We start from the raw sequence: 26015 nt of genomic DNA, 5'->3' as shown, positions 1-26015 counted from the left end.
GTCACCGTCCGTGCCGTTGAAGGTAGGTGTCGAACAGGTCGCGCTCGGACGGCGTTCGAGGTGGTATCACCCGCACGAGCCGCGTGATATTGAGGAAGTTTCGGAACGACAGGTTGTCCGAGATGCTGTTTCCCGCCCAGGTGCCGGCACCCATCGTGAGGGTGAACTCCAGGCCGTTGTCGTGTCCGCCGCCGGTGCCGAAGCAGTGCGCCTGGTTGACAAGCACTCTGGCCACCTGGAGACGCTCGGCCACCTTGCGCGCTCGAGCCTCGTCATTCGTGTGGATCCCACACGAGTGGCCGGCCCCCTGATAGTTGAGGATGCGCTGGATCCGATCGAGCGCGGTGTCGAGGTCATCGAATCGATAGACGGTCAGCACGACCGACAGCTTCTCGCCGGAGAACGGTGAGTCCGGCCCCACCCCGTCCTCCTCCACCAGGAAGAATGCCGCTTCCTGCGCACGAGGGTCGGTCAGTCCGGCCAGCGCGGCAATGCGTGCAGGCGGCTGAGCCGTTACGGCCGAGGAGAGCTTGCCGTCCTGCCACATGACCTTCTGCAACTGGCGCTTCTCTGATGCGCTGAGCAGATAGCCCCCCTCCTTGCTCAACGCCTCCAGGCACTGCGCGTAGACGTCTTCGTGGATGTGCAGTGAGTTCTCCGAGGAGCAGCTCGTCGCGTAGTCGAAGGTCTTGCTGAGCCGCACCTGCGCCGCGCTGGCTGCGATGTCCGCGCTGAAGTCGATGATGACCGGAGCGTTCCCCACCCCCACGCCGATTGCCGGCTTGCCACTGGAATACGCCGCCTTGACGTTCTTCTGCGAACCCGTCACAACCGACAGATCACACTGCCGCATGAGCTCGTACGTCTTGTCCTTTGTCGGTGAGGTGATCATCTGGACCAGGTCGCGCGGCGCACCGAGCTTGTCGAGCTCGGTATGGATGTAGCCGACGAGCTCAGCGCAGGTCGACGCGCCCTTGGGCGATGGCGACAGGATGACCGCGTTCCGGCCTTTGAGGATCATCATCGTCTTGTTCGCCGGCGTGGCAGCGGGGTTGGTCGACGGGCATACCGCAGCCACCACACCGACCGGTTTCGCGTATTCCGTCAGGCCGAGGTCGGGGTCCTCACCAATGACGCCCACCGACCGTGCTCCGATGAGATCTCGCAGAGTGCCGAGCGTCTTCCGCTGGTTCTTCAGCACCTTGTCCTCGAGCCTGCCCAGACCGGTGTCGCGCACCGAGGTCTGCGCCAACGACAGCGCGCGGTCCGGTTCGTAGATCGCCCACGCAACGGCGGTGACGACCTCATCGACACGGCCTTGACCCCAGGTCTCGAACTCCGCTTGCGCCAGACGCGCGCGATGCACCAGCGCGCTGATGACGGCTGTCGCTTGCACGGGCGCACTGTCGATGGGTGGTGCCTCAACTGTTGATGTCACAAGTACTCCTCGAGCTCGGCGGCTGACGACGGATCACATTTCATTATGTGGGATGTCGTTTCAAAAGGCTAGAAGAGGTCATCCGGCTTGTCAACGGAAGAACGGCTCGAAGTTCGTCGATCGCGATCATCAAGAATGATGAATTTCCCTGTTCAGCAGCAGAGCTGGACAATTCGTCGGCGAAGTCCACACTCCAGACCCTTGACACTGCATCACGGCACCCCTACCGTAATTTGACATCTCCTCCCAGCATATGAAATTGGGATGCACGAGCGGGCCACGATCCGTTGGCGCAACAATCCAACCAAGGCGGTGAACAGCGTGCTCGAGCAACAGAGTCCGACGTTCCGAAAGGTTCCTCCACCACATCGCGGCCCGTCGGTGCTCAAGTCGCTGGCCGGACGAGTTCGCGGCAAAGTCCTGTTCCTGCTGTGCGGGATGTACTTCATCACCTATGTCGATCGAGTCAACATCTCGACAGCGGCGCCGTTCATCCAGTCAGACCTTCACCTGTCCAACACCGAGCTCGGCCTGGCCCTCTCGGCCTTTGCCGTCCCCTACGCCTTCTTTCAAATCGTCGGCGGCCTCGTGGGCGACAAGTTCGGGCCACGCAAGGTTCTCGCCGTCGTCGGTCTGCTGTGGGCGGTCATGACCGCAGCCACCGGCTTCGCGACCAGTCTGGTCGCACTGTTCGCCGCCCGCCTCGGGCTCGGCTTCGGCGAGGGAGCTTCCTTCCCCACGGCGACCGGCGCCATGGCCCGGTGGATGCCGCCCGAACGGCGCGGCGTCGCGCAGGGCATCACGCACTCGGCCTCCCGATTGGGTAATGCCGTGACACCACTGGCAACCGCAGCCATCATTGCGGCGGTTGGCTGGCGTGCGTCCTTCTGGCTCGTCGGTGCCATGAGCCTGATCTGGGTCGCTGTCTGGTCGTGGTACTTCCGGGACAACCCCGCAGACCATCCGAAGATGACGGCCGCCGAACTCGCCGAGCTGCCGAAGGAGCAGATCGAGCACATCCGGCCACCGGTGCCATGGAAGCCTCTGCTCCGGCGCATCCTGCCTGTCACGTTCATCGACTTCTGCTACGGCTGGTCACTCTGGGTGTACCTGACCTGGATTCCCTCATTCTTCAAGGGCAACTATGGGCTCGACCTGCAGAAGTTCGCCCTCTTCAGCAGCCTGGTCCTCTTTGCGGGAGTGATCGGTGACACGGTGGGCGGGCTCCTGTCCGACTGGATCTACCAACGGTGGGGCAATCTGAAGACCGCTCGCAGGTTCAACCTGGTTGTGGGTCTCATCGGCTCGTTCGCGTTCACCATGCCGACCCTCTTCATCCACAACCTGGCAGTCGCCGCCGTCTGTCTCGCCGCGGCATTCTTCTTCCTCGAGCTCACCAACCCGGTGCTCTGGGCGATCCCGATGGACATTGCTCCCCGTCACGCCGGGACCGCCGGCGGCATCATGAATACCGGCTTCGGAGTGGCAGGGATCCTCTCCCCGTTCGCTTTTGGGTTCCTGCTCGACCGGACCGGCAGCTGGGAGGTCCCGTTCATCGTCTCAGCCTGCCTCTTGTTCGTGGGGGCGGCGACCGCGTTGTTCGTGGATCCGACCGCAAAGGTCGGCGTCCCGAAGGCGACCTCGGCGACCTCTTGAGGTTGAGCAGCCCCGATCTCAGAGCCCGTAGGCCCTCGGAGAGGTGGCCGCCACCATCCGCGCACTCTCCACGACCAGCGGACCCAGCTCGGCAATCCGGTTCTCGGACAGTCTGATCTGCGGCCCTTGCACCGCGAGTGCGGCGCTGGCTCGCCCATCGGCCGTCAGGACGGGCGCGGCGACGCCGCACACGCCCGGCACTCGCTCGCACTCGTTGATGGCAAAGCCGCGCGCCACCGTCTTCTCCAGGTCCTCCAACAGCCCGCGTGGCGACGTTATCGTCGTCGGCGTCAGCCGCTCGAGCTCGCCGACCCGCGCCACCTCGCCTTCCCTGTCGCCGGAAAACGCCAGTAGCGCCTTACCGGTGCTGGTGCAGTACATGGGGATACGGGCACCGACCTGTTGCGCGAACCGCAGTGGTTGCTGGGAGTCGACACGCAGCACGACCAGGCCGTGATCGCCATCCCGGACGACCAGATTCACCGACTCACCAGTCGTCTCCGCCAGCGACTCGAGCAACGGCATGGCCGCATCGAAACCCAGCGCGCGACCCGCGATATGACCAAGCAGGAAAGCCTCTCGCCCGAGTCGATACCGCTCCGTGTGCGGGTCCTGCGCAACGTAGCCGGCAGCGACCAGTGCGCGCACCATGCGATGGACGGTGCTGGTATGCAGTTCGAGAGCGCGGGCTATCTCGGTGACACCGACGTCGGCGGGCGTGTCACGCAGCACCCGCAGGACGGCGAGCGCCCTGCCTATGGTCTGAGTTCCCACCACGGACTCCGGCCCGGAGTTCCCCGCTTTTCGGTTCGAAGCGGCCATAAAGAGACCCTTTCCACATGTTGGAAGACACCATAGCAACCTGTTCGACTCGCACGGCACCCCGCGGCACGTTGGGAAGGGGTCCGTACCGCGGCGTTTTGGCGTCTCGAGGGGGCATGGCCCGGCCGTACCATGGGGTGCCCGATTCACCCCGTCCCGAGGGAGCCGCCTACCCATGTCGTCGCCACCACCAGCTGCGCGGGGACTGACCACACCACCGGCCGACATCGACCCTCGGCGGCATCTGCTGCTGAGCATCGGTGCCGCGTTGCTGAGCGGTGGCCTTCCGGCGGGTGATGTCGAGGATGAGCTGTGCGGCCTTGGCCCCGCGATCGGCGCGCCGGACGTGCGGGTCGCGGCCTGGTCGACAGGTCTCTTCCTGTCCATGAGCCGCGACGACGGTGCGGTGTTCGAGCCGGCGGGGCAGATGCTTCGCTTCGAGCAGACCTCGGACATCCTGAAGCTGGTGAACCGGATCCGCACGCGTCGGCTCGGCGTGGACGGCGCACTGCGGGAGCTCACCGAGATCCGGGAGGAGCGTCCGCGGTGGCCGGGGTGGGTCGCCGACCTGGGCGGACTGGCCGTCGGCTTGGGGCTGTGCCTCCTGCTGCAGCCCGGAGTCGGCAACCTCGTGTTCGCGGCGGTCGGCTCGCTCGTCGTCGCACTCCTCACGACGCTCGTGCGCCGTTGGCGCACCCTGCGTCCGCTGCTTCCGGTGGCGTCCTCGTTCCTGGTGTCGTTGATCGTGCTCGGCGCTTTCCACGCGGGGTGGCTCGACGGCCCGCTGCGCACCATCGTCGCGGTCCTGGCGATCCTGCTGCCTGGAAGCGCTCTGGTGACGGGGCTGACCGAGATCGCGTCCGGCGCGGCGGCGGCAGGCACCTCCCGATTGGTGTCCGGCATAGTGCAGCTGGCCCTGTTCATCGTCGGGCTGGTGGGCGCAGCGGCAGTGACCGGCACACACCTGTCAGCGCTGAGTGATGTGCAGGTCGTCCATCACGGCTGGTGGGCCCCGTGTCTCGGAGTGGCGCTCGCGACGCTCGGGCTCATCATCAACGTCTACTCACCGCCGGAGCACACGCTGTCGATCGTGGCCGTCGTGGTGGTCGCGTCTGCCGTGCAGATCACTCTCAACATCACGCACGGCGCGGCGATCGGCGGGCTCGCGGGTGCCGTCGCAGCTGCGGTTGCGGCGACTCTGGTCTCCTGGATTCCGGGAGGTCCGGCGTGGCGTATTACGTATGTGCCGGCCTTCCTCATCGTGGCGCCGGGATCGTTCGGACTGCTCAACGCGTCGCAGATCGAGGTCGGCACCGGCGCTGCCGCGTCGCTGCTCACCGCGCTGTCCGCGGTCTTCGGGATCGCCATCGGCACGCTGATCGGCGCCGTCATCTGTCGCGCCTCGGACCGCGCCACTCGTGCGCTGCCGCTCCCCGAGCAGACCACCGACTGGTCCGCCGGTCCGTAGTCCGGGCTCGCACCGGCCTACGCGCTCAGTGCGCGGTAAGGTCCCACGCAAGACGCGAGACCCCGGCAAGGAGCTCGGTCGCATCGGCCTCCTCGTAGCCGCGGGTGCAGACGGCGATCACATACGTTTCCGGTGAAGCCAGGTCTCCTGAGGGCGCGACGAACGCCACATCGTGCTGGATCGCGTCGACCCAGCCCGACTTCGAGCCGAACCGGGTGCCCGTCGGCAGGCCTTTACCCAGATAGGGGATCTGCTGAGCCTCCAGGATCGACACCATCCTCTCGGTGGACGCCGGAGACGCGGCCGCACCGGTGATGACCGCTCGCATCAGGGCGGCAAGATCACCGGCAGTCACCCGGTTGGTCAGTCCGGCAGACCGCCCCTCGACGTCACCGATGGGCCGCTGCATCACGGAATTGCGCGCGCCACAGTGCGCCAACGCCTCGGCTACGGCGTCCAGGCCGACTAGGTCGACCACCATGTTGGTGGCCTCGTTGGACGAGACCGCCACCATCCGCCACAGGACGTCGTGCAGTGAGATGGGTGAACCCTCCGCCGGCATCCCCTCGTCGAAGTCATCCTCATCCATCCCGAACTCGCTGCCACCGGGGACAGCAGAGCGGAACGTGTGGGTCGCCGTCAGCTCCTGGTCAAGGGCGAGCCGGCCTGCGTCGACCGCCCGCATCGCAGCGATCAGCACCGCCAGCTTTATCGTCGATGCTGCATAGAACTCCCGATCCGGTGCGCGTTGCGCAAGGACGCTGCCCGCACCATCGAGGACCTGAAACGAGAGCACCGGCGTCCCGTCGCTCTCAAAACTTCGTAGACTCACGGACTGCCCCCTCGCCTTGATCGTGGACTCTCACATCCGCAAGGACTGCCCCTGACCGAGGCCCTCGCTTCGTGGGCCGTTCAGCCGCGGTATGGCGCTCAGCAGGGCCTTCGTGTAGTCGCTGTGCGGGTTGGCAAACAGGTCGGCGCACGGACGCTCCTCCACGATCTCGCCTCGATAGATCACGCTGACTCTGTCACACAGGGTGCGGATGATGGACAGGTCGTGCGAGATGAACAGGATCGAGAGCCCGGCCTCGTCGCGCAGGTCGGACAGCAGGTTGACGATGCCGGCCTGCACCGACACGTCCAACGCCGCGACCGCCTCGTCCGCGACCAGGAGTCGAGGGTTGATCGACAGTGCCCGTGCGATCGCTACCCGTTGGCGTTGGCCGCCGGACATTCCGGCCGGTCGCGAGCGGAGCAAGGATCCCGGCAGGCGCACCATGTCCATCAGTTCGAGACACCGCTTGTCGATTCCCTTACCGCGCAGATCGGTATGCCGACGGATCACCTCGGCCAGGGTTGCCCTGATCGACATCCGCGGATCCAGCGACCCGTAGGGGTCTTGGAAAACCATCTGGATCCCCTGTCGGTCCTCCCGCGTGCGACGGTTGCCGAGCTGATGAGCGTCGAACGCGATGACACCCGAGTCGACTCGCTGGAGGCCGACCACCGCCCGCGCAAGAGTCGACTTCCCGGATCCCGACTCGCCGACCAGCCCGACGATCTGACCGGCGCCCACATCAAGAGAGGCGTTCTTCACCGCATAGAACGGTTCCTTGCTGTGCTTCTGCTTGAACGTGACGACGACGTCGGAGCAGCGCAGCAACGGGTCGGTGCTCATGAGGTCTCCTCCTCGAGCACCGCATCGAGGGTGCGTTTTTCGACCTGGTGCAGACAGTGGACGGTCCTTTCGGGCGTCTTCGACAGGTCCGGGATCCGCTGCTGCCCGCAGTCGTCCTGGCGATACTCGCACCTCGGCGCGAATGGGCATCCGACCATTCGTTCATCGAGCGACGGAGCGCTCCCGGGGATCGAGTAGAGACGCCGACCGATCTGGTCCACGTCCGGCGTCGAGCGCAGCAACGCCTCCGTATACGGATGCCGCGGGTGGTCGAAGACGGCACGCAAGTCACTCGAGCTCTCCATCACATTTCCCGAGTAGAGCACCGTCACCGAGTCACACAGCTGCGCCACCACGGCCAGGTCGTGTGTCACGTAGAGCAGCCCGGCACCGAGCTCGTCTCGCAGATGGGTGAAGACGCTCAGGATCTGCTTCTGCACGGTGACGTCGAGGGCGGTTGTCGGCTCATCGCACAGGATCAGCCTGGGCTTGCCGGCGACCGCTGCGGCGATCATGACGCGCTGCTTGAGGCCGCCCGACAGCTCGAAGGGGTAGGCGTCCACCTTCGCCGTCGCATCGTGGATGCCGACGAGCTCCATCAGGTGGATCGCGTACTCCCGGGCATGCTTCTTGGTCATGTGGTCCCGACGCAGCACGGCATCGACGATCTGCTCTCCGACCGGTATCACCGGGTTGAGCGCGACGGAGGGCTCCTGGAAGATCATCGAGATACCCGAACCGCGCAGCCTTTCGATCCGCCTGCGCTCCGAGCGGTTCGATTGCCTCGCAAGGTCGAACTCTTCGCCGTCGAAGGTCATCGTGCCGGACTTCACTACCGCGTTCGGAGGCAGCAGCCCCAGAATGGCCCGCAGCGTCAGGCTTTTCCCCGAGCCTGACTCGCCCACCAGTCCTCGAGCCTCTCCTTCCCGCAGTGCGAAGGACAGGTGCTCCAGCGCGTTGAACTCCTCGCCCCCGAGGCCGAGGGCAAGGGTCAGGTCCTCCACGGCCAAGAGCGGACGCTTCATGTTCTCAGTCACTCCGCCTCCTATCGATCGATCCGCAGGGCATGCGCCAGGCCGTCCCCGATGAAGGACAGCGCGAGGCTTGTCCAGATGACCGCGGCCGCCGGAAACAGCGTGAGGCCGTAGTAGCCGCCAGCCAGGAACTGCTGGCCGTCCGCCATCATCGAGCCCCAGTCCGGTGTGGGGGGCACGATGCCCAGGCCGAAATAGCTGAGGGTGACGATGACTCCCACGTTCATCACGATGTCGCTCATCGAGTAGACCAGCGCCTGTGTTGCAACATTCGGTGCGAAGTGGCGCAGCAGAATACGAACCGGCGAGATTCCACCCGCCTGACAGGCGGCCACGAACTCTTTGTTCCGCAGCACCATTGCCTCACCACGCACAAGCCGTGCGTAGGCAACCCACGAGACGCAGGTGATCGCCACGAAGATGCTCCAGGCGCCGTTGCCGAGAATGAAGACCAGTGAGATCACCAGGATGAAGAAGGGGAACGCGGTCACGATGTCGGCGATTCGCATCATGATCGTGTCGATCCACCCCCCGAAATATCCGGTCACGATGCCGAAGACCAGTCCAATGATGAACGGTGCGACCACCGCGACCACCGCGATGGTCAGATCGCTTCGCGTGCCGTACACCACTCGGGTGAACACGTCACGGCCCAGGTTGTCCGTGCCGAAAAGGTGCTCTCCGGATGGGCCAAGAAGGGTATGCAGTGCATCCGGCGTCGTGGGGTTGTATCGCGTGATCAGTGGCGCAGCCACCGCAGCCAGAACCATCAGACCGAGCATCACCCCACCGATCCACAGCTGCAGGTTGTGGCGGCGCATCCAGGCGGGCGCCCACCCCCGTCCACGAGTTGGTGGCTCCAGGCCCAGAGTGGTCGACGGCAGGGCCGCCTCGCTCGTCGTCATGACAGCCTCGCTCTCGGGTCGAGTCGTGCATACACCAGATCGGTGACCAGGTAGACCACGACGACGACCAGACCGAACATCAGCGTGCAGGCCTGGACGACCGCGTAGTCGCGGTTGAGAATCCCCGTCATCAACATCGATCCCATGCCAGGGATCGCGAAGACCTGCTCGATGACCAGGGCACCGCTGGCCAGGGCACCCACCTGGATCCCCAAGATGCTGACCCCCGATATGCCGGCGTTGCGGAGCACGTAGCGATGTCGAATCGGACTCTCCGGCAGGCCCTTTGACCTCGCAAACGCCACATATTCACTGCCGAGGGACTCGATCATCGCGGCTCGCAGGCCGCGCACCAGCAGCGGCACTATGCTCAGAGCAATCGTCAGCGCAGGCAGCACCAGCGCCCACGCGCGCGCCCCGAACCCCGACGGGTAGCCGCCGGCCGGAAAGATCGCAACTCGCACACCGAGGAAAAGAATGAGCATGCTACCGACAAAGAAGGTCGGTGAGCCCTGAATCACCGCGTTGAACAGGCGAATGACAAAGGACGTGGCGCCGTTCGGCCGCGAGGCGCTCCGCGAGGCCAGGGGAATCGAGATGAGGGATGCCAGAACGGCGCTCATCACAATCAACGCCAGGGTCACTGGCAGCCGTTGTGCCATCAGTGTGGTGATCGACGTGTGGTAATAGAGGGACGTGCCGAGGTCACCGTGCAGCAGCTGGTTCAGATAGCTGACGTACTGGGCGGGCAGAGTCTTGTCCAACCCCCACTGATGCCGCAGGGCAGCAACCGCTGCCGGATCGGCCTTCTCACCCAGTGCGCTCCGAGCCGGGTCGCCCGGGGCAAGGTGCATCAGGATGAAGGAGATGGTGACGACGCCCAATACAACGGGAACGGCGAGTAACAGCCGTCGGGCGAACCAACGAAGCATCAGGTCCTCTTCCTCTTAGAGCGGACGCAGCATCGGCCCGGGCTCGCAGCCGTGCGAGCCCGGACAAACGCGCTCACTTCGACATCCACACCTTTTCGAGGAAGTAGTTGCCGGTCGCCCCGGGTTGGAATCCGTGCACCTTCTTCGAATACGAGTACACGCCCGGCACGTAGAACAACGTGACGTAGGGAACGTTGTTGGCCATGATCTGCTGCATCTGGTCGTACGCCGCCTTACGTGTGCTCTGGTCCGATGCCCGGCTCGCGGTCGCCGCGAGCTTGTCCATCTGTGCGCTCTTGAAACCGCTGTAGAGAGTCTGCACTCCGCCGTCATAGGTCCCAGCGAAACGAGCAATCTCGTCCGGATCAACGATGTCCGTGGTGTAGAGGCCGAACGCCATGTCGAAGTTGCCCGCATGCTTGGCCGTCACGAGGGCCGCTGGGTCAAGGGTCTTGATCGTCACGTTGATCCCGATCTTCGCCAGATCGCTCTGCACCAACTGCGCCTCGCTGGAGGAGTTCTGGTCTCCGGAAGGAATCGTGATGGTGGTGGAAAAGCCGTGCGGAACACTGGACTTCGCCAACGTTGCCTTGGCAGCCGCAACGTCATAGGTGTTCGCCTTCAACGAGCTGTCATGCGCCCACGTCGTCGGTGACAGATAGGCATTGGCGACCTTCCCGTAGCCATAGAGCACGGCCTTCAAGATGGCGTCCTTGTCGATCGCCTGACTGATCGCCTTGCGCACGTTGAGGTCGCTCAGCGGCTTCCGCCGCGTATTCATCCCCAGGTAGTCGACCTCGCTGGATGGGAAGGTGTTCACCGAGATGTTCGGTTGGTTCTGCAGCGACTTGATGCTCGAGTTCGCAGGGTACTCATTGATGCCGATCTGACCGCTCGCCAGTTGGGTGCTGCGCGTATTGCTGTCCGGGACAACCGTGAACTCGACCGAGTCGAGGCGTGGAGTGCCCTTCTTCCAGTACTTGGCATTTTTGACAATGGTCAGGCTGCTGCCCTTGGTCCAGTTCTTGAACTTGAAGGGGCCCGAGCCGATCGGGCTGCTGGCAAACGCTGAGGCGCTCATACCCGCATAGTTCTTGGGGACGATCGAGTTGGCGTAGAGCGCCATGTCGGCCGGCAGCGGTGCCCACGGTTCCTTCGTGTGGAACACGACGGTGTGTGCGTCCGGAGTGTCCATCTTCGTCACGACGGAATCGATGAAGGAGAACGGCGCATCGGCCTTCTGGTTCTGCTTGATGCTGAAGACGACGTCGGCCGACGTCACGGGCTGCCCGTTGGTGAACTTCGCGTCCGTCCGCATGTGGAAGGTCCAGCTCAGCTTGTCCGCAGACTGCTTCCAGGACGTTGCGAGTGACGGTGTGACGCCTTTGCCGTCCTGCGCCGGCGTCGTGAGCGTGTCGTAGAGCTCCTCGATGATCCAGATTGACGCGTTGTCGGTTGGTACGGATGGCAGCAGACTGGTCGCCTCGTCGGCTCGTGCCATCACCAGGCTGCCGCCGGACGTGGGCGAGCCGCCGCTCGTGCTGGTTCCGCCCGAGGAGGAGGAGCAGGCTGCCAGGGCAGTTGCGGCGACAACCACCACTGCACCGCGCAGAGTCTTCGTTCGTGTCATGAAGATGAACCTTCTGTCGGGTTGGTAGGGGAGGGGGACACAGAGCGCGGGACCGAAGAGCCGCGACCAGTAGGGCGGTAGGAAGCAGACTAGGGCGGAAGATCTCCGGCCAGACTGGACAGGGAGACGAATCTCGAGGGCGAAGTTGGTTCGTGCGAACGGTTTTCCATTGCAGATCGGTCACTACGTTGAAGACTTGACCATTACCTGCGAGCGCCGGCCGCAGGTGGCTACTACCTGCAGATCCACATGGACCAGACACGAGAGGGCTCAGCAACCATGTCGAACGAAACCCTCCGCACTCCGATCGAGACCGAGCTCGACGCCTTCTTCGCCCAATACACCGCGTCCGACCAGGCACAGGGCCTGGCCTATGGCATTGTCGGGCCGGACGGTCTACGCCATGCGGCGGGCTTCGGCAGCGCGAATGATGATCACTTGACGCCAACTGCCGATACGGTCTTCCCGATCGCCTCGATGTCCAAGAGCTTCGTGGCGTGCGCCGCGCTGATCGCCCGGGACCGCGGCCTGCTTTCCCTGGACGATCCCATCACGAAGTACTTTCCCCAGTTCGACGCCCGCGGCACCGTCGAGGATCCCTGTGCTCCACCCACCCTGGAGATGCTCTTCAGCATGTCGGGTGGCCTGACGGAGGACAACTCGTGGGTCGATCCCTTCATCGACGCGAGCGAGGAGGACCTGCTCGCCCAGGTGAGCAAGGGCCTGCGCTACAGCCACCTTCCCGGGACGGTCTACGAATACTCAAACCTGGGCTACACACTTGCGGGACTGGCCGTGGGCCGTGCGACCGGCCAACCGATCGAGGACTTCGTGACCGATGAGGTGCTACGACCACTCGGCCTGACGTCGACCTTCTTCGACAACGCGGCTCCAGCGGGCATCGATCGGGCCGTCGGCTACTCGCTCGACCCTCACGGCCACTGGACGGCATACCCGCCGAATACATCCGCCGCGTTCGCGGCTGCCGGTGGCATCATGAGCACCGTAGGTGACCTGGCCACCTGGATCACCTGGCTCGGCGCCGCATTCCGCGTGCCGGCCGACGATTCAGACATCCTCAGCCGCGCCTCTCGTCGCGAGCTGCAACGGCTTCACATCATCGACACTCCGTCACTGACGATCAGCTCCGATGGCGGATTCCACGCGAACGTCGGGGGATACGGGCTGGGCCTGCGGATCACGCTCGATCTGCTCCGGGGCACGGTCGTGTCCCACGGCGGTGGTCTGCCTGGGTTCACGTTATTCATGTGCTGGCATCCGGCGTCGGGACACGGCATGGTCGTGCTCACCAACAGTCACCGCGGCGAGCCATCCGCACTGTGCCAGGACGCCCTCGGACGCGTCCTTGCCAAGGACAAGGTGCCGGCTGAGACGATCGTCCTGTGGCCCGAGACGGTCGAGCTCCGCGCTGCCGCCGACCGCCTGATCCGGCGCTGGGACGACGCCCTCGCCGGCCAGATCTTTGCCGACAACGTCGAGTTCGATCGTCCGATTGCGGAACGCCGCGCAGAGATTGCTCAGTTGATCGCGGAGATCGGCCCGCTGGAAGAACCCCGCCCGCTGTCCGACATCGTGTCGGCCGCGACGACCGCTGACGTCACCTGGTCGGTCCCTGGCCGGCACGGAGAACTGCTGTGCATGATCCACCTGACACCGGTGGCACCCGCACAGATCCAGGAGTTCGTCGTGCAAGCGGTGCCATCGAATCGGCCGAGGAGTGCTTCGCCATTGGACATCTCGCCCCGCCGCGCCCACCTCGGCGAGGCGTTCATCAGTCCACTGGCGAATGTGCGAGTCGAGCTCCCGTAGCGAGCCCCGAAGACTTCATCGGTGACCCGCCTGAAACGCCTGCCCAGGGCATGCGGGTCAGACGGTCGGCCAGTCGCTCTCCTTCATGCCTCGAGGAACCAGAAGGATTGGCGTGGCTGCCGATCGGACCAGGCGGCTGGAGACGCCACCGAGCAGAACCCGGCCAACCGGACCGTATCCGCGTGAGCCGCAGACCAGCACCTGACAGTCTTCCTCCTCCAGAGCCGAGAGTGCCTGGACGACGTTGCCCTCGAGCACGTGGACACTCACCTGCGGGTGGCCCGGGAGCTTCTCGACCGCTGCCGTCGCGGAGTCGAAGAGATGCTTGCCGTGTGCGCGCGCGCGGTCCTTCGGAGTCGTCTCGCTTGATCGGCCCGCTCGCTGGTCCGGCACGGTGTACACCTTGAGCCGCGCCCCGCTGAGGTAGACAAGTGCGGCCGCCTGACGGAGCGCGAGCGTGCCCTCGGGCGTGGGCAGGTAGGCACAGCCGACGTCGGTGAGCGGCGCCAGGTCACGGTCCCGGACACCGCGGGGGGCGATCAGGACCGGGCACTGGGCACCCTGCAACAATCGGTCAGCGGTGTGGCTGCTGCTCACTCGGCGAAGCGCGCCACGTCTGGTCGAGCCGACCACGATGGCGCTGGCGTCTGCCTGCGTCGCCACTGCGTCCAGAACCCGGGCCGCGGATGTACTGCCGACGGTACGGAATTGGGCGCCCGTCCCGTCGCCGAGCAGCCGTCGCGCGCGCTCAAGCTGTTGGCGAGCCTCTGCCTGCATCTCGTGGTCCCACTCACTGCCGATCCCGGGCAGCACGGGCATGACATCCTCCTGGTACACACTCACTACAAGAAGCGGCCGACGGGCGGCCGCGGCGATCCAGGACCCGAGTATGAGGGCGTCCTCTGCTCCGGCCGTCCCGTCGAATCCGATCACGACATCGTGGCTCATCTCGGCTCATCCTCCAGCGTTGGCGATGAATGCGGGGTCGATCGCGTCGGAGAACTGTTTGGTCGTCGGATTCGTGGTGATGACCTTCTCCTCGCCGAACTTCGCGGTCTGCGGGAACTCGTGCTGGAAGTCGGCGGCAGCCGTCAGCAGGTTCACGAGCTTGCCCTTGGCATTGGGCGTCCCGAGATAGCCCGGACCGGCCTGCTGGGATGCGGTGAGGTACCGGTAGCCCGTCATCTCCTGCCGGGCTTCGCGATCGCTGATCCCGAGCTCGGCGCCGATCGCCTTGGCCGCGGTGGCCGGATCCTTCTGAATCAGCGTCACTGCCCGGTTCTCCTGCGTGATCCACGTCTGCACGATGGCCGGCGCGGACTTCACCAGGTCGGCCGTCGCAAAACCCAGGTCGGCCGTGAAGTGGCCACGATGAGCCAGCTGAGCGCTGTCGATCACCACGTGGCCGCCGTCGTCGAGAAGTGTCTGCTGGGTCGGCTGCCAGACGTAGGCGGCATCGATGGATTTCTTGCGCCAGGCATCCGCGATCTCGCGAGGCTGTAGGTCCACCATTGTGACGTCGTTCAGGTTGACGTTCGCATCTTGCAGCGCGGCCAGGAGGGCGTAGTGGCTGGTGGATCCAAACGGCACGGCGACGGTCTTGCCGACCAGGTCGCGCACGCTGGTGATCCCACTGCCGGACCGGGCGACGAGCGCCTCGGCCTTGCCGATGACATCGAAGATCCAGACCACCTGGTAGCCCAGGTGCGCAGTAACGCCCGCGGCCGCACCGGTGCTGCCGACCAGTCCTACATCGACCTTGCCGTTGTTCACTGCGGCGTTTACCGCGGACCCCGAGTCGTAGCGGATCCAGCGGACGGGCATCTGCAGCTTGTCCTCCAGCCACCCGTTGTGCTTGACCACCAGGGCGCCGCCGGCAATGTCCTGGTAGGCGATCCGGAGCTCCTGGGGGCGACTCGAGGAGCCGCCGCATCCCGCAAGGGCCAGCAGCAGCGCGGCCACCGCAGCCACGGCGACGGCTCGGATCCGTGGACGACGACTGTGTCGGTAGGTGCTCATGGCTCCTCCACGCTCTCCGTGGATGCTGACTCCACGGATGGGTCGACCGGCAGCCCGCGTCGCTTGCGGACCGTGACCATGACCGCGTAGGCGAGGAGGAGCACCGCGAACGAGAGCGTGCTCAGGGCGGCCTGGGTCCGGGTGTCGGGGGACACGAACATCGCCAGAATCACGGCGGCCATACCTGCGATGGTCAGGTAGGACAGCCAGGGGAACAGCCACATCTTGAACGTGAGGGCCTCGGGATTCTCGCGTTGCATCCGGAAGCGGATCCTCACCTGCGCGAGCGCGATCAGCAGGTAGACGAACAGCGCGAGCGCGCCGTAGGAGGAGATCAGGAAGGCGAAGACCTTGTCGGGCGACACATAGGACACCCCGATCGAGATCAGCGCGACCACTGTCCCGATCAGGATCGCGCGAGCCGGCACGCCACGGGAGTTGGTCTTGACCAGCGCCTTCGGTGCATGCCCACGTTGGGTGAGGGCGAACAGCATTCGCGACGTCGCGTAGAGCCCGGAGTTCAGCGACGACAGCACCGCGGTCAGGATGATGGCGTTCATGAGGTCCCCGGCGCCGGGGATCCCGATCTTGTCCAGCACCGTCACGAACGGGCTGCCCAGCACGTTCTGACTGTTCCAGGGCATCACTGCGACGATGACGAACATCGAGCCGACGTAGAACAGCAGCACTCGGGCTACCACCGCGTTGGTGGCCCGAGCGACCATTCTGCCGGGCTCTGCGGACTCCGCCGCGGCCAACGTCACCAGCTCGACTCCGACGAAGAACCCCACTGCAGGCACGGCCTTGGAGATCACCTCACCCCATCCGTGCGGTACGAAGCCGCCCATCTGGGTCAGATTCGCGACGCCCGCGTGGCTGTTCGGCAGGGCACCGGTGATCCAGAGGATGCCCAGGAGGAGGAACACGATGATCGCCGCGACCTTGATCGAGGAGAACCAGTACTCGAACTCGCCGAAGGCGGCCACCGAGATCAGGTTGGTGGCAGTCATCAGCGCGAGCAGGACCAGACTGGTCAGCCATACCGGGGCGCTGGGGAGCCACTTTCCCAGCACGGCGGCTCCGGCGACCGCCTCGATGGCGACAACGATGACCCAGTAGTACCAATAGAGCCAGCCGATCGAGAACCCGGCCCAGTTGCCCAGACCTTCGCGGGCGTACTCGTAGAAGGAGCCGATCGTGGGTCTCGCGACTGCCATCTCGCCGAGCATCCGCATGACCAGTGTGATCAGGATGCCGGCGATCAGGAAGGAAACCAGCGACGCCGGCCCGGCCGCGTGGATGATCGTGCCGCTGCCGACGAAGAGGCCGGCGCCGATCGTCCCACCGATGGCGATCATGGTCATGTGCCGTTGCTTGAGGCCCTTGCTCAGGCCCGCCGCTTCGGTTTCGTCGGCCACCTCCGTCATGGCGGACCTCCCTGAGCTCCGTGGAGTGCGTCCGTACAGTGTGTCGCGAAGCCATGCTCCTGGACAGGTCCAGAGGCATGTCTTGTTTGTGGTCCAGCGCTGGGCGGAGGTGCCGCGTGCCTCAGCAGGCGGCGATCGTTTCGATCGTGAACTTCTCGATGCGGGACCTGATGGGCTCCGCGCACAGGCCAGCCACTGTCGGCACCTCGATATAGCCGTCCATCATGACGATCGGCGGCGTGATGTCCTCTTCGTAGAAGCGGTTCGACGCCGAAACGTCACCGGTCAGGGTGAAGCCGGGTAGGCCGGCAAGTGCGGCGTTCGCGGCGCGCCCGATCCCGGTCTCGAGCATTCCACCGCACCACACGGCGACACCACTCGCCCGCGCAATGTCATGGATACGTCGGGCCTCGAGGTAGCCACCCACCCTTCCCGGCTTGATGTTGATCACTGCCGCCGCACCGAGTGCGATCGCATCGGCCGCGGCCTCAGCGGAGACGATGGACTCATCCAGGCACATGGGTGTCGTCATCAGCCGGGCGAGCTGCGCGTGCTGGCGCAGGTCGTCCTCAGCCAGTGGTTGCTCGATCAGCAGCAGGCCGAACTCGTCCAGACGCCGCAGCTGCGGTGCGTCGACCAGCGTGTACGCCGCATTGGCGTCGACCTGGAGGGGGATGTCTCCGAAGGCCTCACGAATGGCTCGCACCGGCGCGATGTCCCATCCCGGCCTGATCTTCAGCTTGATCCGCCGATAACCGTCCGCCAGGTAGTCCTCGACCGCCGTGACCAGCTCGGGGATGGTGTCGTGGATCCCCACCGAGACGCCCGAGGGAATCCGGTCCCGCGAGACGCCCAGGTAGTCCGCGAAACTGGCACCGGCGGCGCGTAGCTGAGTATCGAGGACCGCCATCTCCAATGCCGCTTTCGCCATCCGGTGGCCAACGATCGGCGCAAGGCAGGTGGCCACCATCTCCGCGGTCAGGGGGCGCTGTTGCTGGAAGGTCAGCAGCTGTGGCAGGAGAAAACGGCACGAAACATCGAGCACCTCGGCGACATACTCGCTGGAGTAGAGCGGCTCGTTCAGTGCGACGCACTCGCCCCAGCCGGTGACCTCCTGACCGTCCACATCGGCCGTCAGCTCGACCAGGATCACCGTCCGCTCGGTCTGGGTCGAGAACGATGTGGTGAAGGGTGCCACCAGCGGCATCCGCAGCGTATGCAGGTGCACGGCGTTGATCTGCATCTCTAGTTCCTCTCAAGTCGGTAGTACCCGGAACGGTCGAAGTCGGTGACGACCCAGCGGTCCGCAAGCAATGCGACGAGAGCCTCCCGTGCGGCCAGTCGCCACCGGGCGGCGACTCCGCGGTCACGGGTCCGGAACAGCGCGATGTCATCGGGAATCGCGACTCTGCACCTGGTAAATCCATCGGGTGGCGGACCGCTGGCAAGCACGGGCTCACGGGCCTGGTCCATCTCCAGCACGACGAACTCCCGTGCATCGAGCGGCACCGAAGCCGCAGTATTCAGCGTCGAGCTGACGATGGCCCAGTGCACCACAAGCCGGTCCGTAGCCTGACCGTCGTTGATCCCGTCACTCATCTCGCCGTAGAAGTCCGGCACATACTGCGTCACCCTCGCGCCGAGCAGGTGCAGATTGAAGAATGCGTTGCGTGCCACCAGGGGGTCATAGGTCCAAGAGATTGAGGTGACTCCACGATGCAGCGCCCACGCGCGCTGATGCAGCTTGAGTGCGGTACCCACACCCCGTCCCGCGTACTGCCGGATCACTCCGGCAATGTGGGAGTGCATGCCGGTGCCGATCGGGGCGGCGAAGAAGCCCACACACACCCCGACCATCCGGCCGTGGTCGAATGCACCGGATACGTAGTTGTCACAGTGCAGTAGCGCGATCAGAAGGCTTGCCTCCATCGGGCCATGGCGTGGGTCGGAGTCCCAGACGTCGGCGAGCAGGCTGCACGCATCCGGGGCCTCGTCCGGGGTGAGCTTGCGAATCTCCACGCCCGCTGCGCGTGCCCGAGCGCGGGCATCCCTGTCTGCCACGTCGAGGGCGGCACTAGGGACGGGCATCTCGCATCTCCTCGGGTGCTACCGCCGACGGGCGCAACAGGCTGCGCGTCATCAGCGCGAGCAGGGCCGTGCGAGAAGCGAGATGCTCGGTGTGGACCTGTTCGTGGTCGGCGTGCGCCCCATCCCCTACCGCTCCCAACCCGTCCAGGGTAGGGATACCGATCCCTGCAGTGAAGTTCCCGTCGGATCCGCCCCCGACCGAGACCGTGCGCAGCGCGGGGATCCCGCAGAACGGTGCAAGAGAACGCGCCAAGGCCGCCAGGTCGTCGGACTGCACATGGGTCAACGGAGGGCGGTTCGGGCCTCCTGCGATGCTCAGAGACGCACCCTTGAGCGTTGGCCGCAGAGCCCGCAGTGCGCGGTCGACGCGCTGCTGCTCCGCCTCGCTGGACGCTCGCACGTCGACCGCGATGTACGCCTCGGCAGGGACCGTATTGGTTGTCGTGCCTGCGTGCGACGCAGTGGGAGTCACGGTTGTCCCACTCACCGGGTCGTTCAGGGCCGCGATCGCCAGGATCTGATGAGCCAGTTCAACTCCGGCGTTCACTCCGTTCTCCGGTTCGAGACCGGCGTGAGCTGCGCGCCCGGTGACCCGGACACGGTAGAGCGACACACCTTTTCGCTCGGCCTTCAAGGCTCCGCCTGGGCCTGCCGACTCCAGCACCAGCGCCGCCGAGCAACCGTCGGCCTCCTGCTCGATCAGACCTCGGGATGACGGTGAGCCAATCTCCTCGTCGGCCGTGATGAGCACCGTCACACCGTCGACGGCCGGCGGGCCATCTGCGTCGGTCAGAACCTGCAGGGCATGGAATATCTGAATGATTCCGGTCTTCATGTCGAAACATCCAGGTCCACGAAGCACAGCGCCCTCCGCCGAGAACGGGAGCCGCTCCAACGTGCCCATAGGCCATACAGTGTCGTGATGGCCCAGCAGAAGCACGCGCCGCGGGCCGCGACCCAGCCGCCACACCAGGTGGTCTCGACCATCGCACGCCACCCGGTCCGGATCCGAGCCCAGTCGAGCCCGACCCACCCTGGCGACGAGGTCTGCACTGCGCGCAAGCGCCTCAGCATCATCCGAAGGCGACTCGCACTCGACGAGCAGACGGATGTCATCGATCATCGCCGGAAGCCGCTTGTTGCAAGCGCCGAGAAACTGAGTCACCTGCTCAGCATCGAGGATCCGCCCGGCCCTTACCTCATGCAGACAGACGAAGTTCGTCGCCTCGATCGTCCGTGCGGACGAACGGCTACGCGGTCAGACGGAACTGAAGCATCAGGCGGAAGCGCTCCTCAGGGTCGCCCAGGTCCACCGAGGCTACCTCGATGACCCTGCTGAGGCGGTAGCGGAAGGTGTTCTTGTGCACGTGCAGGGCCGCGGCGGCCGCACCGACATCACCGAAGCTGTCGAGCCATGAGCGCAACGTCTCCTCCAGTTTGGACTGGTGCTGCGCGTCATACTCCCGCAGTGCGGCGATGGGCCCCGTCACGGTCTGGTGATCGCGGGCCATCAGATCCGACAGCCGCAAAAGCAGCGACTGCACCTGCACTTCACCGGCCACGGCGACCCGCTGTGGACCGGCCGGCGCGGTGCGCAGGACTCGAAGTACCAGGTCGGCCTCACGGCGCGACCTGTCCAGTTCCGCCACGTCGTCGACAGGTTCGCCGACGCCAACCGCGATCCGGTCGCAGTCACGGCCGAGCCTTCGCGCGAACTCCTGCGCCAGACGACGCACGTGCCGGAGGTCGACCGGCGTGTCATCGTAGGCCGGGACGACGGCGTATACCGTGTGATCGACGACCGCGGTCAGCGCAGCGGGGATCTCGGCATGGATCAGCATGAGGAAGGCACTGGCCGCCCGCTCCAGATCCGCCGACGCTCCCGCATCGTCGGCGACTCCACGCGTCTGCAGGCTGGCGGCAACGACGCACCCACCGGTCACGTGGCCGCGCATCTTGGCGGCGATCTCCCGCGCCGCGCCGCCGCCCTCGATGAGGGACGCCACGGTCGCGGTACGCATCCTTCGCGACGTGTCGGTGGCGATTCGGGTGCGCAACATCGCGATTGCAGCGACTCCGGCCGCCTCGATCATCGCTCGCTCGCGCTGGGGGTCCAGTGGATCGTCCACGACCGCCCAGATCGACCCGAGCACCTCGTCGCCCGCGCAGATCCGCATCGCCGCACGTGCGCGGACCCCTTCGGCGATCGACTCGACGTAGATCGGCCGGGCGGATGCGTAGAGTCTGCGGAAGACACCGCAGCTGATCATCGGGTCGTTGTAGACCTTCGGCACCTGGTGCCCCAGCACGCTTGCCTTGCGCGCCTCATCCGACTCCTTCTGGTCGGCCGAGAAGGCCAGGATGTGGGAGGAGAGATCCTCGATCGTGACCGGGGCGCCCAAGAGAGCCGACACCGAGTTGGCCACCTCGAAGAGGTCGAGGCCGTCGCGCGGCGGCACGCTCGACGGCCAGAGCTGTTCACTGTCAAGGTGACGAGCCGGTGTCAGGATGCCGGCAACCTGGATCCAGGATGCTCCGCGCACCAGGCTGAGCAGTGCGATGTCTTGGTCCTTGGCGATCGCTCTGATGGCGCATGTCACGACGATCGGTTCCCGCACGATCAGTGCGCAGGCATCATGGCCTCCGAGCTCGTCCATCAGCTCAGCGATCTGATCGACACCATGCACCCCCACACCGAGCACGATCGAGCCCTCTTGTACTTCCGGCGGGTCGACCTGGTCGTAGAGCACCACGTCGGACACGCGCCGGTCCCGGTCCATCGTGCCGGCTTCGACAGTGAGCAGGGTCAGGCCGAATCGCTCGAGCACGTGCCCAAGCATCCCGTTGTCTGCCATCGGGATCCTCCGAAGTGTGGGTATGGGTGCCGCCGCACTGGGGTCGCGGTGAGGACTCTTGCGCCGTTCCCCGGATGTCTCTCGTGCGAGGTTGGGCAAGATGGGTGTCATCCGGATGAGAACAGGGCCCAATCATGCTCCAGTTCGGGCCTGCACGCTCACCAATTCTCTAGACAACGGTGACCCAGGGTCATGCGTGGCGATCTCTACGTGCGCGTACTCCTCGTAATGTCAGCCTTTCTGGGCGTCGTGCCATCTACAAACAGCGCACTCTGCTCCGGCCATACGACGAGACAATGTCAGATCAGGTCCGTTGGCTAGAGTCGTGCTCATGAGTGATGCCTCCGGACGCAGCGGCAACGCCCACGAGGAACGGGCGGCATCTCCCCTCGGTGATGTGCAGCGCGCCTCGAGCCGCGTCAGAAGAGGACACAGTCTGGCGCTGCAGGAGGCTGCAGGAAATTTGCTGGAAAAGGCCTACCAGCGGCTGCAGGACCATGACGACGAACGCGCCGAGGAATACGTCCGGCGTGCGGCGGCCATCCCCTGGGACGAGCAGGAGGGTTCTCACCCCGCAGTCATGGACGTGCATCTGGTGCTGTTCGACGAGGTGGCCGAAGCCATGCAGGACTCCACCCAGCAGGACCTCAGGTGGCTGTTGGCAGCTCGTGAGGCGATCGACCACCTCGACGAACGTCCGGCTCTGGAGCTCGCTCGTGCGCTGGCCTCACTGGACCAGGACTACCCCGTCTCACGACTCGAACATCGCGTGCTCCGCGAGATTGTCGGCTCGCGCGCCACCGCGGACTATGACCTCACGTACGGCCTGACAGCGGCCAGTAGCACCGACGAGGTGGTCGCGACGATCGAGCCCATGCTGCATGCACTGGTCGCCTACAGTCATGCTTTCCATCACGCAGACTGAGCGTCGGACACGTCTGTCGGGACCTCGGTGGCGGCTCGGTGTCCGGCTCAGGCCGACGAGGGCACCCGCGTGTCCAGCTTCGGCCAGCGGCGCACCGTCGAGATGAATGCGGCGGGGCCGGCAGCCACGAGCACCTCTGCGGTCTGCTGATGTGGGTTGGCCAGAGCCACCGACTCGTACTTGAAGATCAGCAGGGCGTCACCCACCTCCAGGTCGACGATCTGGTCACCCTTGGTGATGCGCACACTCCCTGCGACCGCGGCCAGGATGACGTCCGATCCCGCGTGACGATGCGACGGCATACTCACTCCCGCCGGCACCGTCAGGCGCACCAGGCCGATCTCTTCGCTGTCCCGCTTCCCGCCGAAGAGCACCTCGATCGACGGGCTGTTCGTCCCGTGAGTCGCGTGGACGGGGGCATCCTGCCTGGTCATCAGCTCCATGACGCACCACTTTCCGTTGGCCTGGTGTGCGGCGATAGGACCAGTTTATACAATGTTTCTCATAAAAACTAAACGGTTCACCCGGCGGCCGGCTCGTCCGGAGCAGGCCACACGGTGAGATCGTTCGGTGCCAGGGCAAGGTGGCACGCGTCACCGGCGCGCAGCGCGATCGACTCGATCGTCCGCACCCGCAACTCCGGGCCGCCGTCGAGCCGCACGATCAACGCATACGACGTGCCGATGTCGGCAACGTCCACAATCGTCGCGGGGTACGCACCATCCGGCGTGATGCGCACGTGCTCGGGGCGGACGCTCCACAGCACGTGCGTGCCCGACGGCATACCCGCGGTGTATGCCGCGACCGGCGCCGCACCGCTGCGCACCTCGCCGCCCGCGGTGACAACGCCGGGGTGCAGGTTCTGGATCCCGAGCAACCTGGCTACCTGCGGGGAGGCCGGCCGGTTGTAGACCTGCGCCCGCGGGCCGGCCTGCAAGATGCGGCCCTCGTCGATCACGATGATCTCGTCGGCAAGGAGTGCCGCCTCCTCCGGATCGTGTGTCACCAGAAGGGTGGACAGCCCGGTCTCGTGCTGCAACCGGCGCAGCTCGCGGCGCAGTTCGTCGCGCACCGGAGCATCGAGTGCGGAAAAGGGTTCGTCGAGCAGGACAAGTCGAGGTCGATGGCTGAGCGCCTGCGCCAGGCTGACCCGCTGACGCTGCCCGCCGGAAAGCTGCTCCGGCAGCCGGTCCTGCAGGCCGTCGAGCTGAAGCGTGTGGATCCACCAGCTCGCGGCATTCGGGTCGGCCTCCGTCGCGAAGAGCAGCTGCTGCCAGACGGTTCGACCGGGGAAGAGGCCGTGGGTCTGCGGCAGGTAGCCAACCTGCCGGGCTTCGGTGGCCGTGTCGGCGACGGCCTGCCCCGCATACGTCACCGCGCCCGCTCGTGAGCCGAGCAGTCCGGCAATCGCCCGCAGCGCAATCGACTTCCCGGCACCCGAGGGCCCCAGAATCGCGACCCGGTGGCTCTGCGCAGCGTGCGCAATCTCGAGGTGGAAGGAACCGACGTGCAAGTCGAGATCGAACGTGACCTGTGTCGGCGGTGCCGGTCTCGGCTCCATCGGCTCCGGCAGCACAGCCTGCGGTCGGCGCCGCCCGAACCTGCGGATCCGACTGATCAGCACCACTACGACGGCAATGCCGAGCGCGATCGCGGTCGGCGCCTGAGTCGTCGGGATGCCATATCCGGAGAACTGCACGTAGGTGTACACCGGCAGCGAATACGGGTGGTACGCCAGCAGAACCGTGGCGCCATACTCTCCAAAGGCACGCAACCAGGTGAGCAGCATCCCCGCGCGTATGCCGGGCCACGCGATCGGGATGTCGACCCGGGTGAAGCGGGCCAGGGGTCGATGTCCGAGGGTCGCGGCCAGATCGTCGAGCGCGGGATCCACCGACTCGAAGGCCGACCGCGCCGAGATCACCAGGAAGGGCGCCGCGACGAAGCTCTGCGCGAGCACGATGCCGGCGATCGAGTCGGTCAGTCGCCCGTCGAAGAGCTGACCCACTCGGGTGTAGGGGCCGACGACGTAGATGAGGATGATGCCGCTCATCAGCGGTGGCAGCGCGAGGGGCAGTTGGACGATGAGGCCGACCACGGTGCCCAGCCGGCCGCGGGACCGGGCCAGCCAGCTGGCCAGTGGCACACCGAAGGAGACGATCAGCATGGTGGAGATGGTGGCGCTGAGTGCGGAAATGCGGGCGGCATCCCAGAGCCCTGGGGTGCCGAACCCGCGGTCGTGCGACCCCGCCAGCCGAATCGCGAAGGCGGCCAGCGGAATCAGCAGGTAGAGAACGAGCAGCGCGCCCAGCCAGCCGAGCGGCGCGCGCGGTGCCCTGCCCGTCACGAACCTGAAATGACGCTCTTCAAGACGGCAGGCATGCCACTACCTGTCGCCTTCGGCGGCGCAACCAGGTTGTAGCCGTCCTTCTTCAGATCCGCCGCACCCTTCGGACCGAGCAAATACTTCACGAACGCGATCGCCGCGGACGGGTGCGGTGCGCGGTTGAGGACCGTCACGGTGTAGACCGCCTTCAGAGCCTGGCCGGTCAGCGGCACGGTCGGAATCTTGGCGGCGACCGCTTCGCTGTTGTAGAAGAACCCGGCATCGAGCTGGCCCGACTGCAGGCGCCCGATCAGGGTCTCCTCGGGGTAGATGCCCGCGTCGGAGGACGCGAGCTTGGACAGGGCCGGGGTCTTCTTCGCCTGCGATGTCAGGGCCTGCTTCGCCAGCTTTCCCTTCGGGTCGTTGACCGGATCGGTCCGCCCCAGCCGGAATCCGGGCTCCGTGACCACGTCATACCACGGCTTGGTCCTCAACTCCTTGGCGAACTTGCTCTTCGGGTCGAACCCGATGACCACAGGCGACGAGGAGTAGGTGGCGTACCAGGACACCCAGTTGCCGTTCTTGGCGCCTTGCAGTGTGGTGTTGACCTTCGGGTTGGCGCTGATGAAGACGTCGCCCTGGTGGACCTTGCCCTTGATCTGGGTGGCGAGGGCATTGGAGCCCGCGGCGAATCCCTCGACGTCGTAGCCGCTGGCCTTCTTCAGGCCCGGGCCGATCTGAGACTGCATCAAGTCCACCAGCGACCCGGCATACAGCACGTTGACCGGGCCGGACCCCATTGCGCCGGCGGAGGAGGACTGCGGGCTGCCCCCCGCGACCGGAGAGGCCGCACTGCTGCTCGACGAGGTGCCGGACGATCCGCAGGCGGCGAGCGGAAGCGCCACAGCCACGAGCACTGCTGCGGCCGTGACTACTGCGCGCGGGCCACGAAATTCCACCGCTCCAGGCAACTTCATGGTGG

General features: G+C 65.6%; 22 protein-coding genes. 4 read left to right on the top strand and 18 right to left on the bottom strand.

Annotated features, from left to right (window positions below; translation table 11 throughout):
* Position 1: 1 nt before the first annotated feature.
* Complete coding sequence (gene sauS, locus FGL98_RS15695) at positions 2-1438, bottom strand: acylating sulfoacetaldehyde dehydrogenase (protein WP_146318131.1); 1437 nt, start codon at positions 1436-1438, stop codon at positions 2-4.
* A gap of 264 nt (positions 1439-1702) precedes the next feature.
* Here sauS and FGL98_RS15690 point away from each other — a divergent pair, with 264 nt between their 5' ends.
* Positions 1703-3094 (top strand): MFS transporter, encoded by a 1392-nt coding sequence (locus FGL98_RS15690; RefSeq protein ID WP_146318129.1) that lies wholly within the window; start codon positions 1703-1705, stop codon positions 3092-3094.
* Positions 3095-3112: 18 nt separating this feature from the next.
* On the opposite strand, the gene FGL98_RS15685 is transcribed toward FGL98_RS15690, so the two are convergent.
* Positions 3113-3868, bottom strand: coding sequence for an IclR family transcriptional regulator (locus FGL98_RS15685; protein ID WP_222432213.1), 756 nt, complete (start codon positions 3866-3868; stop codon positions 3113-3115).
* Positions 3869-4091: 223 nt separating this feature from the next.
* On the opposite strand from FGL98_RS15685, the gene FGL98_RS15680 reads away from it, so the two are divergent.
* Positions 4092-5384: a threonine/serine exporter family protein gene (locus FGL98_RS15680; RefSeq protein WP_146318125.1), complete on the top strand. Its 1293-nt coding sequence runs from the start codon at positions 4092-4094 to the stop codon at positions 5382-5384.
* Between the two features lie 25 nt (positions 5385-5409).
* Here the strand turns inward: FGL98_RS15680 and FGL98_RS15675 are convergent, their stop codons facing one another.
* From FGL98_RS15675 to FGL98_RS15650, 6 genes are all read right to left on the bottom strand, one after another.
* Entirely contained in the window at positions 5410-6216 is an 807-nt protein-coding gene (locus FGL98_RS15675) for a serine hydrolase (RefSeq protein ID WP_146318123.1), read from the bottom strand.
* A gap of 30 nt (positions 6217-6246) precedes the next feature.
* Positions 6247-7062, bottom strand: a complete 816-nt coding sequence (locus FGL98_RS15670) for an ABC transporter ATP-binding protein (protein WP_186526198.1) — start codon at positions 7060-7062, stop codon at positions 6247-6249.
* Positions 7059-8099, bottom strand: coding sequence for an ABC transporter ATP-binding protein (locus tag FGL98_RS15665; RefSeq protein WP_146318118.1), 1041 nt, complete (start codon positions 8097-8099; stop codon positions 7059-7061). The genes FGL98_RS15670 and FGL98_RS15665 overlap by 4 nt, the downstream gene beginning before the upstream one ends.
* Before the next feature lie 8 nt (positions 8100-8107).
* Positions 8108-9001, bottom strand: coding sequence for an ABC transporter permease (locus tag FGL98_RS15660; RefSeq protein WP_146318116.1), 894 nt, complete (start codon positions 8999-9001; stop codon positions 8108-8110).
* On the bottom strand, positions 8998-9933 hold the full coding sequence (locus tag FGL98_RS15655) for an ABC transporter permease (protein WP_146318114.1): 936 nt from the start codon (positions 9931-9933) through the stop codon (positions 8998-9000). The genes FGL98_RS15660 and FGL98_RS15655 overlap by 4 nt, the downstream gene beginning before the upstream one ends.
* Positions 9934-10006: 73 nt before the next feature.
* Complete coding sequence (locus FGL98_RS15650; RefSeq protein WP_146318112.1) at positions 10007-11563, bottom strand: ABC transporter substrate-binding protein; 1557 nt, start codon at positions 11561-11563, stop codon at positions 10007-10009.
* Between the two features lie 279 nt (positions 11564-11842).
* Here FGL98_RS15650 and FGL98_RS15645 point away from each other — a divergent pair, with 279 nt between their 5' ends.
* Complete coding sequence (locus FGL98_RS15645) at positions 11843-13393, top strand: serine hydrolase domain-containing protein (protein ID WP_186526197.1); 1551 nt, start codon at positions 11843-11845, stop codon at positions 13391-13393.
* 57 nt (positions 13394-13450) lie between these two features.
* On the opposite strand, the gene FGL98_RS15640 is transcribed toward FGL98_RS15645, so the two are convergent.
* From FGL98_RS15640 to FGL98_RS15610, 7 genes are all read right to left on the bottom strand, one after another.
* A complete protein-coding gene (locus FGL98_RS15640; protein ID WP_146318108.1) occupies positions 13451-14341 on the bottom strand; it encodes a universal stress protein in 891 nt (296 codons plus the stop codon).
* A 6-nt stretch (positions 14342-14347) separates the two neighbouring features.
* Positions 14348-15412: a taurine ABC transporter substrate-binding protein gene (locus tag FGL98_RS15635; protein ID WP_146318106.1), complete on the bottom strand. Its 1065-nt coding sequence runs from the start codon at positions 15410-15412 to the stop codon at positions 14348-14350.
* Positions 15409-16839, bottom strand: a complete 1431-nt coding sequence (locus tag FGL98_RS15630) for an amino acid permease (protein ID WP_146318104.1) — start codon at positions 16837-16839, stop codon at positions 15409-15411. Before FGL98_RS15630 ends, FGL98_RS15635 begins: the two co-directional genes overlap by 4 nt.
* Before the next feature lie 121 nt (positions 16840-16960).
* The gene (gene menC, locus FGL98_RS15625) at positions 16961-18082 is read right to left on the bottom strand and encodes an o-succinylbenzoate synthase (protein WP_146318102.1); all 1122 of its coding nucleotides are present in this window, start codon (positions 18080-18082) and stop codon (positions 16961-16963) included.
* A 2-nt stretch (positions 18083-18084) separates the two neighbouring features.
* Positions 18085-18927, bottom strand: a complete 843-nt coding sequence (locus FGL98_RS15620; RefSeq protein WP_146318100.1) for a GNAT family N-acetyltransferase — start codon at positions 18925-18927, stop codon at positions 18085-18087.
* Positions 18914-20092 (bottom strand): M20 family metallopeptidase, encoded by a 1179-nt coding sequence (locus tag FGL98_RS15615; RefSeq protein WP_246136578.1) that lies wholly within the window; start codon positions 20090-20092, stop codon positions 18914-18916. Before FGL98_RS15615 ends, FGL98_RS15620 begins: the two co-directional genes overlap by 14 nt.
* Positions 20093-20177: 85 nt before the next feature.
* A complete protein-coding gene (locus FGL98_RS15610) occupies positions 20178-21782 on the bottom strand; it encodes a PucR family transcriptional regulator (RefSeq protein ID WP_186526196.1) in 1605 nt (534 codons plus the stop codon).
* A 331-nt stretch (positions 21783-22113) separates the two neighbouring features.
* Between FGL98_RS15610 and FGL98_RS15605 the strand changes: the two genes are divergently transcribed.
* Positions 22114-22707 carry a hypothetical protein gene (locus FGL98_RS15605; RefSeq protein WP_146318096.1) on the top strand — a complete coding sequence of 198 codons (594 nt, stop codon included), beginning with the start codon at positions 22114-22116 and terminating at the stop codon, positions 22705-22707.
* Between the two features lie 47 nt (positions 22708-22754).
* Here the strand turns inward: FGL98_RS15605 and FGL98_RS15600 are convergent, their stop codons facing one another.
* The 3 genes from FGL98_RS15600 to FGL98_RS15590 form a co-directional block, all read right to left on the bottom strand.
* Positions 22755-23150, bottom strand: a complete 396-nt coding sequence (locus FGL98_RS15600; RefSeq protein ID WP_146318094.1) for a cupin domain-containing protein — start codon at positions 23148-23150, stop codon at positions 22755-22757.
* Between the two features lie 77 nt (positions 23151-23227).
* On the bottom strand, positions 23228-25054 hold the full coding sequence (locus FGL98_RS15595; RefSeq protein WP_146318092.1) for an ABC transporter ATP-binding protein/permease: 1827 nt from the start codon (positions 25052-25054) through the stop codon (positions 23228-23230).
* Complete coding sequence (locus FGL98_RS15590) at positions 25051-26010, bottom strand: substrate-binding domain-containing protein (RefSeq protein WP_146318090.1); 960 nt, start codon at positions 26008-26010, stop codon at positions 25051-25053. The genes FGL98_RS15595 and FGL98_RS15590 overlap by 4 nt, the downstream gene beginning before the upstream one ends.
* Between the last annotated feature and the right edge of the window lie 5 nt (positions 26011-26015).

This window comes from Leekyejoonella antrihumi (assembly GCF_007845645.1).
Lineage (GTDB): Bacteria > Actinomycetota > Actinomycetes > Actinomycetales > Dermatophilaceae > Leekyejoonella > Leekyejoonella antrihumi.
Note: the sequence above shows the minus strand (reverse complement) of the source record. Positions and strands in the feature narration are given on the sequence as shown.

What these genes read in the sequence shown, in the direction of transcription:
- FGL98_RS15690 (WP_146318129.1), top strand. Translation starts at nt 1,703, where the DNA reads ATGCACGAGCGGGCCACGATCCGTTGGCGCAACAATCCAACCAAGGCG.
- FGL98_RS15680 (WP_146318125.1), top strand. Translation starts at nt 4,092, where the DNA reads ATGTCGTCGCCACCACCAGCTGCGCGGGGACTGACCACACCACCGGCC.
- FGL98_RS15670 (WP_186526198.1), bottom strand. Translation starts at nt 7,062, where the DNA reads ATGAGCACCGACCCGTTGCTGCGCTGCTCCGACGTCGTCGTCACGTTC.
- FGL98_RS15660 (WP_146318116.1), bottom strand. Translation starts at nt 9,001, where the DNA reads ATGACGACGAGCGAGGCGGCCCTGCCGTCGACCACTCTGGGCCTGGAG.
- FGL98_RS15655 (WP_146318114.1), bottom strand. Translation starts at nt 9,933, where the DNA reads ATGCTTCGTTGGTTCGCCCGACGGCTGTTACTCGCCGTTCCCGTTGTA.
- FGL98_RS15650 (WP_146318112.1), bottom strand. Translation starts at nt 11,563, where the DNA reads ATGACACGAACGAAGACTCTGCGCGGTGCAGTGGTGGTTGTCGCCGCA.
- FGL98_RS15645 (WP_186526197.1), top strand. Translation starts at nt 11,843, where the DNA reads ATGTCGAACGAAACCCTCCGCACTCCGATCGAGACCGAGCTCGACGCC.
- FGL98_RS15640 (WP_146318108.1), bottom strand. Translation starts at nt 14,341, where the DNA reads ATGAGCCACGATGTCGTGATCGGATTCGACGGGACGGCCGGAGCAGAG.
- FGL98_RS15635 (WP_146318106.1), bottom strand. Translation starts at nt 15,412, where the DNA reads ATGAGCACCTACCGACACAGTCGTCGTCCACGGATCCGAGCCGTCGCC.
- FGL98_RS15630 (WP_146318104.1), bottom strand. Translation starts at nt 16,839, where the DNA reads ATGACGGAGGTGGCCGACGAAACCGAAGCGGCGGGCCTGAGCAAGGGC.
- menC (WP_146318102.1), bottom strand. Translation starts at nt 18,082, where the DNA reads ATGCAGATCAACGCCGTGCACCTGCATACGCTGCGGATGCCGCTGGTG.
- FGL98_RS15620 (WP_146318100.1), bottom strand. Translation starts at nt 18,927, where the DNA reads ATGCCCGTCCCTAGTGCCGCCCTCGACGTGGCAGACAGGGATGCCCGC.
- FGL98_RS15610 (WP_186526196.1), bottom strand. Translation starts at nt 21,782, where the DNA reads ATGGCAGACAACGGGATGCTTGGGCACGTGCTCGAGCGATTCGGCCTG.
- FGL98_RS15605 (WP_146318096.1), top strand. Translation starts at nt 22,114, where the DNA reads ATGAGTGATGCCTCCGGACGCAGCGGCAACGCCCACGAGGAACGGGCG.
- FGL98_RS15600 (WP_146318094.1), bottom strand. Translation starts at nt 23,150, where the DNA reads ATGGAGCTGATGACCAGGCAGGATGCCCCCGTCCACGCGACTCACGGG.
- FGL98_RS15590 (WP_146318090.1), bottom strand. Translation starts at nt 26,010, where the DNA reads ATGAAGTTGCCTGGAGCGGTGGAATTTCGTGGCCCGCGCGCAGTAGTC.